The 16,819-nt window shown below is 33.9% G+C and carries 13 protein-coding genes; 4 read left to right on the top strand and 9 right to left on the bottom strand.

Annotated features, from left to right (window positions below; all coding sequences use genetic code 11):
- The 3 genes from AABL85_RS07660 to AABL85_RS07650 form a co-directional block, all read right to left on the bottom strand.
- The gene (locus AABL85_RS07660) at window positions 1-771 is read right to left on the bottom strand and encodes a hypothetical protein (protein WP_131540705.1); all 771 of its coding nucleotides are present in this window, start codon (window positions 769-771) and stop codon (window positions 1-3) included.
- A 69-nt stretch (window positions 772-840) separates the two neighbouring features.
- Window positions 841-1,695 carry a KPN_02809 family neutral zinc metallopeptidase gene (gene ypfJ, locus AABL85_RS07655; RefSeq protein WP_131540706.1) on the bottom strand — a complete coding sequence of 285 codons (855 nt, stop codon included), beginning with the start codon at window positions 1,693-1,695 and terminating at the stop codon, window positions 841-843.
- A 147-nt stretch (window positions 1,696-1,842) separates the two neighbouring features.
- Entirely contained in the window at window positions 1,843-4,248 is a 2,406-nt protein-coding gene (locus AABL85_RS07650) for a TonB-dependent receptor (RefSeq protein WP_341309700.1), read from the bottom strand.
- Between the two features lie 120 nt (window positions 4,249-4,368).
- Between AABL85_RS07650 and AABL85_RS07645 the strand changes: the two genes are divergently transcribed.
- Window positions 4,369-5,346, top strand: coding sequence for an AraC family transcriptional regulator (locus tag AABL85_RS07645; protein ID WP_341309699.1), 978 nt, complete (start codon window positions 4,369-4,371; stop codon window positions 5,344-5,346).
- Window positions 5,347-5,421: 75 nt separating this feature from the next.
- On the opposite strand, the gene AABL85_RS07640 is transcribed toward AABL85_RS07645, so the two are convergent.
- Complete coding sequence (locus AABL85_RS07640; protein ID WP_041889880.1) at window positions 5,422-6,132, bottom strand: YebC/PmpR family DNA-binding transcriptional regulator; 711 nt, start codon at window positions 6,130-6,132, stop codon at window positions 5,422-5,424.
- A gap of 101 nt (window positions 6,133-6,233) precedes the next feature.
- Window positions 6,234-7,316 carry a glycine cleavage system aminomethyltransferase GcvT gene (gene gcvT / locus AABL85_RS07635; protein WP_131540709.1) on the bottom strand — a complete coding sequence of 361 codons (1,083 nt, stop codon included), beginning with the start codon at window positions 7,314-7,316 and terminating at the stop codon, window positions 6,234-6,236.
- A 217-nt stretch (window positions 7,317-7,533) separates the two neighbouring features.
- On the opposite strand from gcvT, the gene AABL85_RS07630 reads away from it, so the two are divergent.
- On the top strand, window positions 7,534-7,839 hold the full coding sequence (locus AABL85_RS07630; protein WP_341309698.1) for a DUF6804 family protein: 306 nt from the start codon (window positions 7,534-7,536) through the stop codon (window positions 7,837-7,839).
- Between the two features lie 759 nt (window positions 7,840-8,598).
- Here AABL85_RS07630 and AABL85_RS07625 read toward each other — a convergent pair.
- Complete coding sequence (locus AABL85_RS07625) at window positions 8,599-11,133, bottom strand: heavy metal translocating P-type ATPase (RefSeq protein ID WP_341309697.1); 2,535 nt, start codon at window positions 11,131-11,133, stop codon at window positions 8,599-8,601.
- Between the two features lie 516 nt (window positions 11,134-11,649).
- Between AABL85_RS07625 and AABL85_RS07620 the strand changes: the two genes are divergently transcribed.
- Window positions 11,650-12,585 (top strand): hypothetical protein, encoded by a 936-nt coding sequence (locus AABL85_RS07620; protein WP_341309696.1) that lies wholly within the window; start codon window positions 11,650-11,652, stop codon window positions 12,583-12,585.
- 32 nt (window positions 12,586-12,617) lie between these two features.
- The gene (locus AABL85_RS07615) at window positions 12,618-13,460 is read left to right on the top strand and encodes a sulfurtransferase (RefSeq protein ID WP_341309695.1); all 843 of its coding nucleotides are present in this window, start codon (window positions 12,618-12,620) and stop codon (window positions 13,458-13,460) included.
- 70 nt (window positions 13,461-13,530) lie between these two features.
- On the opposite strand, the gene AABL85_RS07610 is transcribed toward AABL85_RS07615, so the two are convergent.
- From AABL85_RS07610 to panB, 3 genes are all read right to left on the bottom strand, one after another.
- Window positions 13,531-15,057: an AbgT family transporter gene (locus AABL85_RS07610; RefSeq protein WP_286415882.1), complete on the bottom strand. Its 1,527-nt coding sequence runs from the start codon at window positions 15,055-15,057 to the stop codon at window positions 13,531-13,533.
- A gap of 159 nt (window positions 15,058-15,216) precedes the next feature.
- Entirely contained in the window at window positions 15,217-15,915 is a 699-nt protein-coding gene (locus AABL85_RS07605; RefSeq protein ID WP_286415880.1) for an RluA family pseudouridine synthase, read from the bottom strand.
- 78 nt (window positions 15,916-15,993) lie between these two features.
- On the bottom strand, window positions 15,994-16,812 hold the full coding sequence (panB, locus tag AABL85_RS07600) for a 3-methyl-2-oxobutanoate hydroxymethyltransferase (RefSeq protein ID WP_016649692.1): 819 nt from the start codon (window positions 16,810-16,812) through the stop codon (window positions 15,994-15,996).
- Between the last annotated feature and the right edge of the window lie 7 nt (window positions 16,813-16,819).

Below are 16,819 nucleotides of genomic sequence, written 5' to 3'. Positions count from 1 at the left end.
TTAATTCTCTTCTAGGTTATATCCTATAACTTGTTTATACAATACAAAGTATACTGCGAATAAATATGGTAAGACAAATAGAATACCAATAACAAAAAATAGTAAACCACTAATTAAAAAAAAGTAATTCAGTATAATGGTTAGGATGATAGGTATAGGTTGTTTATTCACTACCATAATACTATTCTTTATCGCTGTAATAGGTTTCTGGTGTCCAAAGATAATTAAGGGAATAGTGAATATGGTCAAGGTACTAATGATCCAGTTAATAGCCATAGAAACCATTTCAAGGTTTTGTAACTTTAAAGGAATAGTAATTGCCATAAAGACAAGTGATATCAATAATTGTGATATAAAGATATAGAGCCCTTTTATATTAAAGAAGTACTTAAATGCATTAAAGAAAGAAGGAACTTCATTTAAATGTACTTGTGCATTTAATTTATAAAAACCACCTATAAGGATACTCCCTAGAGCACTAAATACAGCAAATGATATAAGATAGTAATAGAAAAAAGGAGGTTCTGTTAACTGCCTAGTCATCTCCTGAATTTGTTCTTGGAGAACATCTTGGTTAGGATCTAATGTAACGAACTGACTTAATATCATAGAACCTAGTAATGTAGCTGCAAAAAAGGTTAGTAATAAAGTTGTAATTACTAATAAGAATGTTTTTCTGTAGTAATTAAATGCTTCACTCATTACCTGAAATGGAGCTAATGCAAAACTATTCTGTTTAATATTGTCTAGTATATCTTTTAAATTTGTCATAAGGATAGGCTCTTAAGAAGAGTCTTTTTAAATGTCTATAAATATTAGTTTGTCTGTGATAGGGTGAAGCTATCGGATAAAGTCAAAAGTATTTCCTTGTTTGATATCCGCAGTTTCGAATCCTTTCATGAACCACTCTTTTCTCTGTTTTGAACTACCATGTGTGAACGAGTCAGGGTTTACTTGACCTGTTACTCTTTTTTGTATTGCGTCATCCCCTACAGCTTGAGCAGCACTTAAGGCAATATCAATATCTTTAGCGTCTAAATATTTTTGGTTATACTTAGCCCATACACCAGCGTAGAAGTCTGCTTGAAGCTCTAAACCAACAGATAGTTTATTTGCTTCTTTCTTACTCATACTTTGTTGAGCTTGGTGTACTTTACTATTGGTACCTAATAGAGTCTGTACATGATGACCTACTTCATGGGCGATAACATAAGCAATAGCAAAGTTACCTCTCTCAGCTCCAAAGCGAGTGTGTAGTTCTTCAAAAAATCGCAAGTCCATATATACTGTTTCATCAGCAGGGCAGTAGAAAGGACCTACCTCAGCAGTGGCGCTACCACATTGTGTATTGACTTTATCATCGAATAGTTCCATCTTAGGCTCGCGGTATTGCATTCCATTTTCTTTAAATATCTTATGCCATACATCTTCAGTATCAGCAAACATTACAGCTACCATCTTACCCATCTCAACTTCTTCCTGTGATAGGTTTCTAGTTTCTACTTGTTCTGTCTGTTGACCTTCACCCATTTGTTCTAATACAGGAGCTATTTGTTTTCCTGTCTCTCCTCCAAATAGGTATAGCAACATCGCTATAATACCAATTAAACCACCTCCGATAGCTGTTTTTCCAGCTGAAGATTTACCTCTATTGTCAGTAACGTTTTTACTTTCGCGTCTACCTTCCCATTTCATAATGAAAAATTTTTATTGCAAAAATAGGAAAAATAGAGCAGTGTATGTCAATATATGAGAATATTGCTAGAAGAGCGAGTGTTTTAAAACAAAACACCCCTTTCTAATTATTTTAGAAAGAGGTGATCTTTATGTAACTTTATCTTATTAGAATGTATAGGCTAAACTAAGTTTGAATGATAGTGGAGTAGTAGCTCTCCACCCATAGTGTGTATATCCCCATGCACCAGGGAAGTGACCTACATAATTATATCTATCTGTGATATTATTAACTATTAGGTTGAATGCATAGTTGTTCTTTTTATAAGATACTCCTCCATCAAGTGTAAAGTAGTCATCTGGTAAGAACTTCTTAGCCTGAACAGGAGCTTGAGAACGGTCTTTTTGGTATTGGTACCCAAGGGAGAAACCTAAACCTTCAAATGTACCTGATTGCACTCTATAAGTAAGCCATGCATTAGTACTGTGCTTGGCAGTTCCTGGTAATAGTTGTCCTTTTTTAGCAGGATTATTATCTTTCGTTATCTTAGCATCAGTATAAGCATAGTTCATTGTCAAGGTTAAACCATCTGTAATGTGTCCATTTAAGTCAAACTCTACCCCTTTAGATGTAGCTTTACCACTCTGTACCATGATTTGATTATTGGCAGAGGCATCACGTGGGGTTAGGATGTTTGTCTTATCTACTTGATAGAAAGCTAATGAAGTAAATAGTTTTTTATCAAACCATGTTTTCTTTAACCCAAATTCTTTATTCGTTCCTTTAGAAGGATCAGCAGTTTTGTTGTTTTCTAATTGGCCAACTTGTTCTTGGAAGCTCTGATCATATAAAGCATAAGCTGAGAATGATGGGGAGATATTATAGGTGATACTAAAACGAGGAGTATACGCTTGATTCTTTACTACATCTCCATTAGAAGCACTTGTCGTTTTCTCTGTTGAGGTGTAGCGTACGCCAAGTCCTAATCTAAGCTTCTCGTCTAGTAATAGTAACTCATCTTGTACATATAAAGAGATATAGCTGTACTCTTGAATATTACCGGCTGCTCTTTCTCTTAATGAACGAGAACGGTCATATGTAGGAATATCTTTTTTAGTAAGTTTACCATACACTGGATTGTAGATATTGAATAAAGGACCTACAGGAATAGCATTTCCTTTAGCATCAGAAACAAGAGACCAGTCTGCCATATGCTCTTTTTGTCCCATATCTAGACCAAATAGCACATTGTTTTTAATCTTATCTGTGATATTAAATTTACCATTCATATAGACTTGACCAACCTTAGCTGAGTTATACGCATCGTTTACAGAAAGTGCTCTTTGTACATTACCTTTATCGTCTATAGAGTTATAGATAGAATATAAACTCTCTCCTTCCATAGTAGCTTCTACATAACCTAGTTTGGCTGTCAGGTTCCAATCGTCACTTAGTCTGTGATTAAGATTAATGAATACATTGTGTTCTTTAATCATAGTAGGATCTACAATAGGATCAGTGAATGTGAATTTGCGAGGAAGTTCTTTAAACTCCTTTTTAGAATAAGCATATTTAGAGAATCCACCTTCAAACTCATTAGAGTTGAATATATATTCAAAGGTAATATTGGTATCTTCACTAATATTGTATTTTAATGAAGGTGCTAATGATAAGTAGTTATTTTTATTATACAATTGGAATGAGCTAGCTTTTGTTGCCATTCCGTTAATACGGAACAATAGTTTCTCATCTTTTGTCAGTTTAGTATCTAGATCTACTTCTGCACGATATAGATTATAGCTACCTAAAATAGTCTTAACTGTCGTTTTGTTACTACCTGTCGGCTTTTTGGTTACGATATTATAAAAACCACCTGGCTGTGTGTTTCCCATCATAAAACCTGCTGGCCCTTTTACAAATTCGACACGCTCTATAAAAGTATTGTCTTCTCTAATGGGACCAAAACTTCCTGAGATATCCATACCATTTCTCAGATTACTAGCGCCATAACCACGTACATATATACCAGCACTTGCTTGCTCTTGATGTAATACCGATCTTACACCGCTGACATTTTGAGCAATAGCATCACTCATGGTCATACTAATCTGGTCGTCCATTAGCCCTTTATCAATCACTTGGATGTTTTGTGGTACATCTAATAGGTTAGCTGCTGTTCGCAAGGAAGAAGAAGAACGGATATTTTTGTTTGTATTAATCACTACTGCCTCTAGAGTTTCATTGTTATCATCAAATAACATGAAATCTTTTGTGATAGTTTGATTCGCAGGTATTACTATACTGTCTTTTGTAATAGTATTTCTGTATTGGAGAGTGATAAGATATTTACCAGATTCTATATTTTCTAGTATATAATATCCATTGTTATCTGTAATGGTTTTAAATAAATTATCGTTTAAAGTAATTGTGGTTCCTGTCAATTTCTCCTGAGTATGACTAACAACAGTTCCTTTAATATTCCCTTTTTCTTGAGAATAGGTGCTTATATTGATCAAAAGTAGACCGCTAAGTAATAATTTATGACTTGTGTTGATTAAAAAAAATCTTTTCATCTGATACTTAATTTAGATTGAATAAATTTGAATGCGGAAACAAAAGTAAATTCTATATCATGGAATGACTTAGCCAAAAGGGAGTAAAAATTAGCAGTTTAGTAATCAATAGGTAGTTTTATGAGAAAAGGTGATCAAATCGTTGAGTTTTTTGAGTTAGAGAATATGGTAACTAATGAGATGTATCAGAGTAAAAAGGAATTAGTAAATGACTCAGGTACTTTTGTGACTTATCATATCTTTGATTCTGCTGATATTATTATTCGACAGTATTATCTGAAGTATACACAAGATTTTGCCTTGCACTATGTTTTTGAAGAAATAGAGTATGTAGAGCTAAGCTTCTTTTTCGGGAAGCATATCGTCAGAGATGTAATTAATGGAACACCTAATAAGTATTTACCTTTTCACTGTTATTTGTCTTATTTAAGCACAGGTTCTACAGCAGATGTTATATTTGAAAAAGATGCTGTGTATGAACATTTAGATATCTATCTACCTTTAGACTTTTTTAATGAATGGAGTCAGCAAGATGAGACTATAGCGGAATTTACTACTGCGATAAAGAATGACCAGACCTGTAGATTAATTAAGGATATTAAACTGACACAAGAACTTTTAGTATTACTAAATGAAATCAAAACATGTAGTTATAAAGGGATGGCAAAAGAGATGTATACAAAAGGAAAAGTGTTAGAGGTGATATCCGTGTTATTACATGAGCGAGAGGCGGGAATAGAGGAGTGCTCTAAGTTACAGTTAGGGGTAAAGCTGACACCAGAAGATGAACTAATACTATCTAATATAAAAGAATTTATAGATCTTAATTACCGTGAGTTTTATACTACTGAAGAGCTGTCTAAGCTATTCTTTATGAATGAATATAAACTAAAGAAAGGATTTAAACATTTATACAATCTAGGACTATTCGAATATGCTCAACATAGACGTATGAATATTGCTATACAGAAGTTAGAAGAAGCACATCATACTATTGCAGAGATAGCTTTTGACTTAGGCTATTCTTCTTCTGTAGCCTTTTCTAAAGCTTTTAAGAAGCACTTTGGGTATCCTCCTAAGAGATTTCATTTAACCTAGTAATACTAATTAAAAAAGACGGAATACTTATAGTGAAGTATTCCGTCTTTCTAATATTATAAACGAAACTACGGATTATGCCATAGTAGTGAAAACGTTTTGTACGTCGTCATCTTCTTCGATTTTGTCTAATAATTTTTCTACGTCAGCTATTTCTTCTTCAGAAAGTTCTTTTGTTACTTGTGGTATTCTATCGAATCCAGAAGATAAAATCTCAATTCCTCTACCCTCTAATTCTTTTTGGATAGATCCGAAGCTTTCAAAAGGAGCATAAATCATTACACCATCTTCATCTTCAAAGATCTCATCAATACCAAAATCAATTAATTCTAATTCGAACTCTTCTAAATCTCTACCTTCTTCTGCAGGGATTCTGAAGTTACATGTATGGTCAAACATAAACTCAACAGAACCTTGTGTACCTAAAGTACCATTGCATTTATTGAAGTAACTTCTAATGTTTGCAACAGTTCTATTATTATTATCTGTAGCACATTCGATTAAGAAAGCGATACCGTGAGGTCCGTATCCTTCGAATATTACTTCTTTATAGTTTTCAGTATCTTTATCAGTAGCACGTTTAATGGCACGCTCTACGTTATCTTTAGGCATATTAGCTGCCTTAGCATTTTGTATTACGGCACGAAGGCGAGCATTAGCCTCGGGATTAGGTCCACCTTCTTTTACAGCCATTACGATATCCTTACCAATTCTTGTAAACGTTTTTGCCATAGCAGACCAACGTTTTAGCTTACGTCCTTTTCTAAATTCAAACGCTCTTCCCATAATAATTTGTTACTTAATTTTATAAATGCAAAAATAACTCATTATTCAAATATATCATAAAAAAAAAGGGAGCTTATTTTTAAGCTCCCTATTCTTTTGTCTTATTTTTTATAAAAAGGTGTTTTTACCACTTTTGCTTCAACATCATTCTTACGAATACGGATGAATATTTGGCTTCCTTCAGCAGCTAGTGCTACAGGTACATATCCCATACCGATTCCTTTACCTAATGAAGGAGATTGAGTACCAGAAGTCACTTTTCCGATTACGTTACCTTCAGCATCTACGATTTCGTAGTCATGTCTAGGAATACCTTTACCTACTAATTCGAATCCAATCAATCTATTCTTGATACCTGCTTCTTTTTCAGCTTTTAAATTATCTGAGTTGATAAAGTCTTTTGTGAACTTCGTTACCCATCCTAATCCAGCTTCTAATGGAGAGATTTCATCGTTTAGTTCATTACCGTATAAGCAGTATCCCATCTCTAGGCGTAATGTATCACGAGCAGCTAATCCGATCGGTTTGATTCCCCAGTTAGCACCCGCTTCGAATACTTTGTTCCATACTGTTTCTACATCTTCATTTTTAACGTAAACTTCAAAACCACCTGAACCAGTATATCCAGTAGCAGAGATTACTACGTCTTTTACTCCAGCGAAAGTATCAATTACAAAGTTGTAAAATTTGATATCAGCTAAGTTAACTTCAGTTAAGCTTTGCATAGACTCGATAGCTTTAGGCCCTTGTATAGCTAAGATAGAGTAGCCATCAGATAGGTTTTCTAATGTCGCATTCATATCATTGTGAGAGCTTACCCAGTTCCAGTCTTTCTCAATATTTGATGCATTTACTACCATTAAATATTCATTTTCATTTACTCTGTAAGTAATGATATCATCTATAACTCCTCCAGAAGTATTAGGGAAGTAGCAGTACTGAGCTTTACCATCAACCAATACAGAAGCATCATTAGAAGTAACTTTTTGGATTAATGCCAAAGCATTTGGTCCAGAAATTTTGAAGATTCCCATATGAGATACATCAAAAACACCAACACCGTTTCTAACTGTTTCGTGTTCAATGTTTACTCCCTCATATTGTACTGGCATATTAAATCCTGCAAATGGAACCATCTTCGCTCCTAAAGCTTCATGGATATGGTTTAAAGTTACTTGTTTCATTGTGTTGTTAATGATTTAATTATAATTAGGTGCTAAAGTAAGTTTTTTTTACCTCAAATAAAAGTGCTTTTAGGTGGAGATTGATGGAGTAGTATGAATTAATTATAATATTGACAGAATATGCTTTGTTTTATTATATATAATTCTTTGTTATTGATTTTTAATTGATTATAGTTTTTGGTATCTTAGAGTAATCTAATTTATAAAGAATTAAAGTATGGAAAGAGCAATTAAAATATTGGTAGCACTTCTATTAATTTTAAGTGCATTTACTTCTTCATCAGATTTTGATCTTTTAGTAGGATTTATCGTAATGGTAGGTTTAGGAATATTAGCTTATAATTCTCATATTAATAAGAAACTAATCGAAATGGGAATGTATATTCTTATTATTGGAATATTTCAACCATTTTATGTTATCCCGATAGAGCATACCTGGTGGTTGGTAATAGAATTAGTTGCAGCAGGTTATTTAGTTTTATCTGCTGTATTTGCTAAGACTAGAGTAGTAGAACAGGATTAATCTTATCACTTTTTGTAAATAAACAATTGATAATAAGCTTACCATGACCTTTGTAGTGGTAAGCTTTTGTTTTTTTAGTGTATGTATTGTTTCTATGACTTAGGTGAAACGCCAAAAGAGATATGAAATTATCTTTTTTTGAATAAAATTAAGTTTTTTTGAAAAAGATGTATGTAGTTGATTATAAGTTTTTTTAAATGTTATTTTATTGAGTGATATTCTGTTTTTATATTAATTTATTACGTCTAGTTATTTTAAATGTTAATGTTTGTGTTTTTTTTGTATATTAGCACTGTTAAACTTTTGAAGATATTTAAGAACATCTAATTATTTTAATAAAAAACAGAGTGGGGACTTGTTTTTTTTTATATAGATGATTCTGATTAGGCCATTCTTTTGGATGGCCTTTTTTTAAGTTTAATAAACTAAAAGTTAGTATTTGTGTTTGCAATTTTAGTTTTTAAGGTGAGTAAAAAGCCAGGGTGAACTACCCAGGCTTTTTTGTTTTTATACTTGTTGTTTCAAGTCTAGATTAAATATTAGCTCAATACAGTAGAAGGAATGTTGCTTTACTGTTCTTTTATTAGTTTATAACTATGCTATAATAGTGAAATTACCAACTCAAAGCTATTTCGTATAATTGCTTTCGTTTATGTATCAATCACCTAATTTGAAGTAAACTAAAAAGCAAAAAAAACCAGAGCTATTGCTATCGCTCTGGTTAAAAAAAATGAAAGGTATTATAAAAAAAAATGATGATTAAAGTTTCAAGTTCTTTAGTCTTAATGAGTTTGTAATAACAGATACAGAACTAAAGCTCATTGCAACAGCTGCAATCATAGGTGATAATACTATTCCGAAGATAGGGTATAGTACACCTGCAGCGATAGGTATACCGACACTATTATAGATAAAGGCAAAGAATAAATTCTGCTTAATATTATTCATTACCCCATGACTTAGATTAATAGCCTTAGGTATCCCTGCCAAATCTCCTTGTAGCAAGGTTACTTCTGCACTTTCTATAGCCACATCCGTTCCAGTACCCATAGAGATACCTACATTTGCTTGGGCTAGAGCAGGTGCGTCATTTATACCATCACCTGCCATAGCTACTATTTTTCCTTGTTCTTGTAGTTTCTTTATTTCGTTTAATTTATCTTCAGGCATTGCTTCAGCTAAGAAATGTTTAATATTCAATTCTGTTGCAACAGCCTGCGCAGTTTTAGGATTATCTCCAGTAATCATAATTACTTCAATTCCTTTATTTTGAAGCTCTTTTACAGCTTGTTTACTCGATTCTTTTATTTTGTCATAGAGTACAGCATACCCTATTATAATATTATTATCTGCGATATAAGACACTGTCTTTCCTTGGCTTTGTTCTTTCTCTACTTGTTGTAGTAAGTCATCAGTTAGTGGAGCGTTCACTACGTCCATAAGTGCTTTATTCCCTAGAGAAATTCGCTTTTTATCTACTAAGCCTTGTATTCCTTTTCCTGTAATATTATTAAACATCTTTACAGATGTCAGACTTAGACCGTCTTCTTTTGCTTTTTTAGTAAATGAAGTAGCTAAAGCATGCTCACTATTTTGGTTAAGTGAAGCTGTCAGCAATAGTAAATCCTCTGCTGTATATTCAGAAGAAATACTTACTATTTTTTCTACTGATGGTTTACCTTCCGTCAGCGTACCTGTCTTATCTGTGATTAATACATTTACTTTATTAGCTGTTTCTAATGCTTCTGCATTTTTAATCAGAATACCATTCTGAGCACCTTTACCGATTCCGACCATTATAGACATAGGTGTAGCTAAGCCTAAAGCACAAGGGCAAGCAATGATTAATACTGCTAATGCATTGACAAAGGCATAGGCTAATCTAGGTTCAGGTCCTAATGTCTTCCATAGAATAAAAGTAGCTATGGCAATTATCACCACGATAGGTACAAAGTACTTTGCTACCTGATCAGCTAGTTTCTGAATAGGGGCTCTTGAACGACTAGCATTATTTACCATCTCAATAATCTGAGAAAGTAGTGTCTCGTCACCTACTTTTTCGGCAGTCATGATGAATGAACTATTTCCATTAATAGTACCAGATACAACTTTATCTCCTTTTATTTTGTGTACAGGGATAGGCTCTCCAGTGATCATAGCTTCATCTATACTAGATTCTCCTTCTATAATTTCGCCATCTACAGGTATCTTTTCTCCTGGTTTTACACGTAGATGATTTCCTTTAATAATCTTATCTATTTGTATTATTTCTTCTCCTTGTTCAGTAACTAAAGTTGCTTCTGTAGGAGAAAGTTTTAATAATTCTTTTATAGCTGTATTTGTACGACTATGTGCTTTGGCTTCCATTACTTGTCCTACTAATACTAGGGTAAGAATTACAGCTACAGATTCAAAGTATAGATGGATACCATGCTCTCCTTTAAAATCGTCTGGGAATAGGTTAGGGAAGAATAAGGCTACAACGCTAAAGATTAATCCTGCTGCAGATCCTAAACCGATTAAACTAAACATATTTAGGTTCCATGTTTTAAAAGAAATCCAAGCTCTAGTAAAAAACATCCAACACACATACACTACAGGAATGGTGAATAATAATTGAATGTAATTATTCCATTCATGAGGTACTATTTTTCCAATCGGGTCTCCTGGAATCATTGATCCCATAGCAAGAATAAATACTGGAATGGTGAAGGCTACAGAGATACGCAGTTTTTTTAGCATATCTGCATAGGTAGTATCTTCTTGTTCTACTAGAACAGTCTTAGGCACTAAATTCATACCACACTTCGGACAATTACCTGGTTTGTCATAGGTTTTATCGCCTTCACATAACATAGGACAGTAATAAACTGTTTTTTCTATTTTGGGAGCAGGGATTTGCTCTAAGTTCATACCACATACAGGACAACCTACATTGGTATCATAGACTTTATCTCCCTCACATAGCATCGGACAAAAATATTTACCAGCTTTGTCTTCCATTCCCTTAGGCAGTTCCTGTTGATACATATCTTCTTCTGATACTTCTACAGCAGGTAGAATCTCTTGTGTACCATCTTCTTTAGTTACTACTTCTTGAAGGATATAGTTCCCTTTTTTTAATAAAGCCTTTTGTAAGGTTAATGTATCTATATCGTGATGAGATTCTATTTGAGCATTTTCATTCTCTAATGAGACTTCTGCTTGTATACCGTGTATTTCATTTAGGGTATCCTCTATTTTGGTTCTACAACCATTGCAGCTCATACCACTTACTTTATATTCTTTTTTCATTTGTACAGTAATTCTTTTTATGCAGATACAAAGTACGAATAAAAAGACATATATAGTGTTATACAATTTTGAAGAAGGGTTATATAGTTTTGTATCAATATGAGGGGAATTTATTTTTATTGATTAACTAATTCAGATTTGTTCTCTATTTTTTTTGCTGCTTCATGTTATGAATTTTGCTGACCGTATTTTTATAGGATATTGATCACATAGTGGTCGCATAGATTAGCCCGTTTTTAATGCGACCACTATGTAATCACTATGCGACCACTATGCGACCACAGAATTTAACAATGTCTCGTCCTACTATAGCTGTATAGTAATTGATTATAGTCCTGCTTTTAACTATACACTTGTTTTTATAATCCTATCACTAGTGTACATGCTATTTTTCTTGTCTTTTTCTTTTATAATGTTAATTCTAGGTATAAATCATTTATTCATTATTTATTATAGAGAGAAGGAATAAGTGAGCGTAGTTATTTTTTGTACTTTAGATTTTCAATACAAAGTAGAATGAAAAGACTAAGTTTAGGATTGTTGATAGTAGGGGTAGCGCTGATAGGGTGTAAGGAAAATAAACAACAAGAGGCTACTGATATAGCTGTGGTGCCTAAAGAGAAAACGACTATAAAGAAGGATAAGTTTATAGAAGGAGTTTTAGGGTATAAAATGTCATTAACTGATCCTCTTATAGAACAATTTGCAGAGTATATCAGTCAAGATCCTCTGTATAGTAAGGAACTAGCGAAGAAGTATATAGAATCGCTATCCGTAGAAGATAGAGATAGATTGAATCAGTTTTTGACGGATAATCCTCAGTTTTTAGAAGAGTATGGTACATTAGCATTTATTAAAAATAATGTATATGTGGCGGGCTATGAAGTAGTGTACAAAGGAGAAGGAGCTACTTATATTCTAGAGAATAAATGGAATGATATTTTAGATGAAGGATTTGTGTATACGGCGTCAACAATAGTTCCGAATACAGAATTAAATTTTTCATACAAAAAAGATTTTTTTGCAAAAGAATTATTGCAGACTAATATTACTTTAGAGAATTATGATCGTAAACTTACTGGTGAGGTAAGTAATGTAGCTGGTTATGAGGTAGAGAAAGTTATCTATACGCGTAAGAAAGAGAACAAGAAGAAGAACTTACCTGAATCTGTGATACTCTATACAAGTAAGTTATTTAACCCTGTTATCAATAAAGTACTGCCTTATTATATAAATGAAGAAGGTGGTGTCTTAAAACTAGAAGTGGAGATACCTAGTGTGCCTCAAGCTATGAAAATGGTGTATGAGGCAGAGATGATCGTAGAACGAAAGTTGTTAGAACAAGAAACAGTTATATTGGCTACTAAACGATTTTATGGTACTAAAGCGAAAGAGGATTTAGCTAAGTTAGAAGAACGGTTAGCTAGTGTTTTTGCACCGCTGAGCTTATAAAGTTAGATACAGAACAAACAATACTTATAAATATGAAACCAATTATCCTACCTAGTGAACTATTGTCTTTAAAAGAACAAGGAAGTAGTTATATATTAATAGATGCTACAAATAGTAAAGTGGCTAGAACTGAATATGATAAAGAACATTTAGACGGAGCATTATTTGTAGATGGAAATACACAGTTAGCACATATAGGAGAAGATGCTTCTAAGGGAGGGAGACATCCATTACCTCCTCTTGATAAGTTTGCTCATAGTTTACAATCTTTAGGTATAACTCCTGACTCACATGTGATTATCTATGACACTGTATTCGGAGGGAATTCTGCGGCACGTTTTTGGTGGATGCTGACAGCTGTAGGTCATCAGAAAGTACAGGTGCTTAGCGGAGGCATGAGTGCTGCACAGCAAGCGGGTTTTTCAAGTAATAACAAGGTGGTAAAACCAAGCGAAGTAGGTGTATATCCAGTAACGGAGTGGCAACTACCACTAGCTGATATTAATGAAATAGAAGCAAATGTAGGGAGAGAAGATTATGTAGTAATAGATGTACGCGAGGAGAATCGTTATAAAGGAATAACAGAGCCAATAGATCAAATAGCAGGACATATCCCAGGAGCTATCAATGTTCCTTTTATGTCTAATCTAGATGAGAGGGGGATGTTCTTGACAGAAGAACAGTTAAGAGAAAAGTATACTGCTATTCTACAAGATTATCCATTAGAAAATAGAGCAGTACACTGTGGTTCTGGTATTACAGCCTGTCATACGCTATTAGCTATTACAGTAGCTGGTATCCCAACACCTAAGCTATATGTAGGCTCGTGGAGTGAGTGGTCTAGAAGTAACAAGCCTATTGCTACAGGAGAATAGATAAATTAATAAAAATGAAAAGAGGAACTAATCTGAAAGAATTAGTTCCTCTTTTATTATGTTTTAATTTTTATTGAACATTGTAGAATAGTTGAGCACCTGGCCCTAGTGGTAATTCTAATAATAACCAGATGATAAACAGGATTGCCCATCCGATAAAGAATACAAATGTATAAGGAAGCATAGTGGAAACAATAGTTCCTATACCTGCTTTTTTGTCATAACGCTGCATAAAGGCAACAATTAAGGCAAAATAACTCATCATAGGAGAGATAATATTCGTTACACTATCTCCAATTCTATATGCTACTTGTGTTAGTTCAGGGGAATATCCTAATAGCATAAACATAGGTATGAATACTGGAGCCATAATCGCCCATTTAGCTGAAGCACTTCCCATAATAAGATTGATCAATGCTGATACAATTATGAACATTAGCATTAAAGGAATTGCACCTAAACCTGATTTTTGTAAGGTTTCTGCTCCTTCGATAGCAAATATTAACCCTAGGTTAGTCCAGTTAAAATAAGCTACAAATTGCGCTGCAAAGAATACTAATACGATATAAGAACCAAGTGTCTCCATTGCTTTTGACATTCCTTTCATGACATCAGTATCATTTTTGATGGTTTTAGCTCCGATACCATAAGCGATACCTGCTAGTGCTGCTCCAATAAATAATAAAGCAACAATACCTGACATAAAAGGAGACTTAAGAATCCCACCATCAGTACCTCTTAAATAACCGCTCTCTGGGATCAGACCTCCTAGTATAAATGCTGTAAATAATATCCCTGCAATACTAGCATAGATCAGACCTTTCTTTTCTTCTTTTGTAAGTGGATCTATAGAGATAGCTTTTTCATCCCCCGTGTATTCTCCTAATCTTGGGACTACAATGCGCTCAGTAACCCATGTCCCTAAAAGAGCTACTATAAATGTAGAGACAAATAGGAAATAGTAGTTAGCTGCTGGATTTACCACATAAGTAGGATCTATAATTCGAGCAGCCTCTTCAGATAATCCTGCTAATAAAGGGTCTATAGTACCTAATAATAAGTTAGCACTATATCCTCCTGATACACCTGCGAATGCAGCTGCTAATCCTGCGATAGGGTGTCTCCCTGCCGCTAAGAATATAATTGCAGCTAGAGGTACTAATAAAACATATCCTACTTCACTAGCCGTATTAGATAAGATTCCTGCAAATACGATAACGAATGTCAGTAGCTTCTTAGGAGAGGATAGTACTATCTTTTTTAGGATAGTTCCTATTAATCCTGAACCTTCTGCAATACCAATACCTAGTAAAGATACTAGTACTGTACCTAGAGGAGCAAAGTTGGTAAAGTTAGTAACCATCTTTGTTAAAATCATGTGTAGTCCCTCTGCACTTACTAAGTTAAATGACTGTATTTCTTCTTTCGTACCGGGGTGTATTACGGAGAGATCAAAGAAACTAGCTATCCATGAAGCAATAATTACTAATAGGGCAAAACTAGCAAATAGTGTTGCTGGATGAGGTAGCATATTACCAATTTTTTCAACGCTAGATAGAAACCTATCTACTAAACTCTTTTTTGGTGTATCAGTCATTTATGATAATGTTAAGTAAAAGCGAAAGATAATATTTTTTATTAATTTTTACATTGTGCTTAAAAAAATCTTATTTAGGAGAATAATGAATAGATATCTTTTTGATAGAGCAAAAAAAAACGTTTAGCTATGACTAACTAAACGTTTATAGTGATGAGGTTATTTATTCTCTATATTATTCCATATTACTTCATCAGGAGTAGGGGCTACTATAGTAAGGGCCTCTTTGGTCACTGGATGAATAAAGGTCAGCTTACGAGCATGTAAGTGAATACCTCCATCAGGATTACTTCTGTCTGCTCCATACTTCAAATCTCCTTTAATAGGGCATCCTATAGCTGATAGCTGGCATCTTATCTGGTGGTGACGACCAGTGTGTAGATCTATCTCAAGAGTAGAGTAGGTCTTTAGCTGGTGAAACATTCGATATGTTAGCTTCGCTTTTTTGCTATTCGGTACTTCTTTTTTATGTGCTTTGGAAGTATTATTTTTAGGATTTCTCACTAAAAAATGCTCTAATGTGTCTTCTACTTTAGGAGGAGCATCTTTTACTACTGCCCAATAGGTCTTCTGTGTTTCTCTATTTTTGAATGATTCATTTAAGCGACTCAGTGCTTTAGAAGTTTTTGCAAATACAACTAACCCAGAAGTAGGACGATCTAAGCGATGTACCACACCTAGATACACTTCACCAGGTTTATTATACTTCTTTTTTAAGTATAGCTTTACTATTTCACTTAATGGCATATCACCTGTTTGATCACCTTGTACGATATCGCCTACGCGTTTATTAATGATGATGATATGATTATCTTCATGTAGTACTTGTAGGTTGTCAGGTGTAGAGACGATTTTCATTTGTAATAATTTTAAACAAAAATATCCTTTTTATATGTAAAAAGGATATTCTTTGTATTTTAAATAAGTTAGAATCTATTAGTACTGTTCGTTTTCGTTAGGGAAATCAACAGACTTAACATCGTCAACGTATTGAGATACTGCATTTTTCATATCTTCAAAAATATTCATATAACGACGTAAGAATTTAGGACTAAACTCGTGAGTTAAACCTATCATATCATGTACTACTAATACTTGTCCATCTACACCATTACCAGCACCGATACCGATAACCGGGATAGAGATACTCTCAGCAACTTTCTTTGCTAAAGCAGCAGGTATTTTCTCTAGTACAAGAGCGAAACATCCTATTTCTTCTAGCATTTTAGCATCTTTGATAAGTTGATTAGCTTCTTCTTCTTCTTTAGCTCTTACTGTATAAGTTCCGAATTTGTAGATAGACTGAGGAGTAAGACCTAAGTGTCCCATAACAGGGATACCTGCGTCTAAGATGCGTTTGATACCATCTTTAATCTCTTCTCCACCTTCCATTTTTACTGCATGAGCTCCGCTTTCTTTCATGATACGGATAGCTGAACGCAATGCTTCTTTTGGATCAGATTGGTAAGAACCAAAAGGTAAATCCACAACAATTAGCGCTCTGTCAGCTCCACGTACTACAGACTGTGCGTGATAGATCATCTGGTCTAATGTAATCGGTAGGGTAGTCTCATGACCAGCCATTACATTACTAGCAGAATCTCCTACAAGCATTACGTCAACTCCACCTGCTTCTAATACTTTAGCCATAGAGTAGTCATAACATGTTAACATTGATATTTTCTCTCCGTTGGCTTTCATATCTATTAGCGACTTAGTTGTCACTTTTTTATAGTCTTTTTTTGCTACAGACATTTTTCTT

It is taken from the genome of Myroides odoratimimus (assembly GCF_038039805.1).
Classification (GTDB): Bacteria; Bacteroidota; Bacteroidia; order Flavobacteriales; family Flavobacteriaceae; genus Flavobacterium; species Flavobacterium odoratimimum_B.
Note: the sequence above shows the minus strand (reverse complement) of the source record. Positions and strands in the feature narration are given on the sequence as shown.

What these genes read in the sequence shown, in the direction of transcription:
- AABL85_RS07640 (WP_041889880.1), bottom strand. Translation starts at nt 6,132, where the DNA reads ATGGGAAGAGCGTTTGAATTTAGAAAAGGACGTAAGCTAAAACGTTGG.
- AABL85_RS07650 (WP_341309700.1), bottom strand. Translation starts at nt 4,248, where the DNA reads ATGAAAAGATTTTTTTTAATCAACACAAGTCATAAATTATTACTTAGC.
- AABL85_RS07645 (WP_341309699.1), top strand. Translation starts at nt 4,369, where the DNA reads ATGAGAAAAGGTGATCAAATCGTTGAGTTTTTTGAGTTAGAGAATATG.
- panB (WP_016649692.1), bottom strand. Translation starts at nt 16,812, where the DNA reads ATGTCTGTAGCAAAAAAAGACTATAAAAAAGTGACAACTAAGTCGCTA.
- AABL85_RS07660 (WP_131540705.1), bottom strand. Translation starts at nt 771, where the DNA reads ATGACAAATTTAAAAGATATACTAGACAATATTAAACAGAATAGTTTT.
- ypfJ (WP_131540706.1), bottom strand. Translation starts at nt 1,695, where the DNA reads ATGAAATGGGAAGGTAGACGCGAAAGTAAAAACGTTACTGACAATAGA.
- AABL85_RS07625 (WP_341309697.1), bottom strand. Translation starts at nt 11,133, where the DNA reads ATGAAAAAAGAATATAAAGTAAGTGGTATGAGCTGCAATGGTTGTAGA.
- AABL85_RS07615 (WP_341309695.1), top strand. Translation starts at nt 12,618, where the DNA reads ATGAAACCAATTATCCTACCTAGTGAACTATTGTCTTTAAAAGAACAA.
- AABL85_RS07620 (WP_341309696.1), top strand. Translation starts at nt 11,650, where the DNA reads ATGAAAAGACTAAGTTTAGGATTGTTGATAGTAGGGGTAGCGCTGATA.
- gcvT (WP_131540709.1), bottom strand. Translation starts at nt 7,316, where the DNA reads ATGAAACAAGTAACTTTAAACCATATCCATGAAGCTTTAGGAGCGAAG.
- AABL85_RS07630 (WP_341309698.1), top strand. Translation starts at nt 7,534, where the DNA reads ATGGAAAGAGCAATTAAAATATTGGTAGCACTTCTATTAATTTTAAGT.
- AABL85_RS07605 (WP_286415880.1), bottom strand. Translation starts at nt 15,915, where the DNA reads ATGAAAATCGTCTCTACACCTGACAACCTACAAGTACTACATGAAGAT.
- AABL85_RS07610 (WP_286415882.1), bottom strand. Translation starts at nt 15,057, where the DNA reads ATGACTGATACACCAAAAAAGAGTTTAGTAGATAGGTTTCTATCTAGC.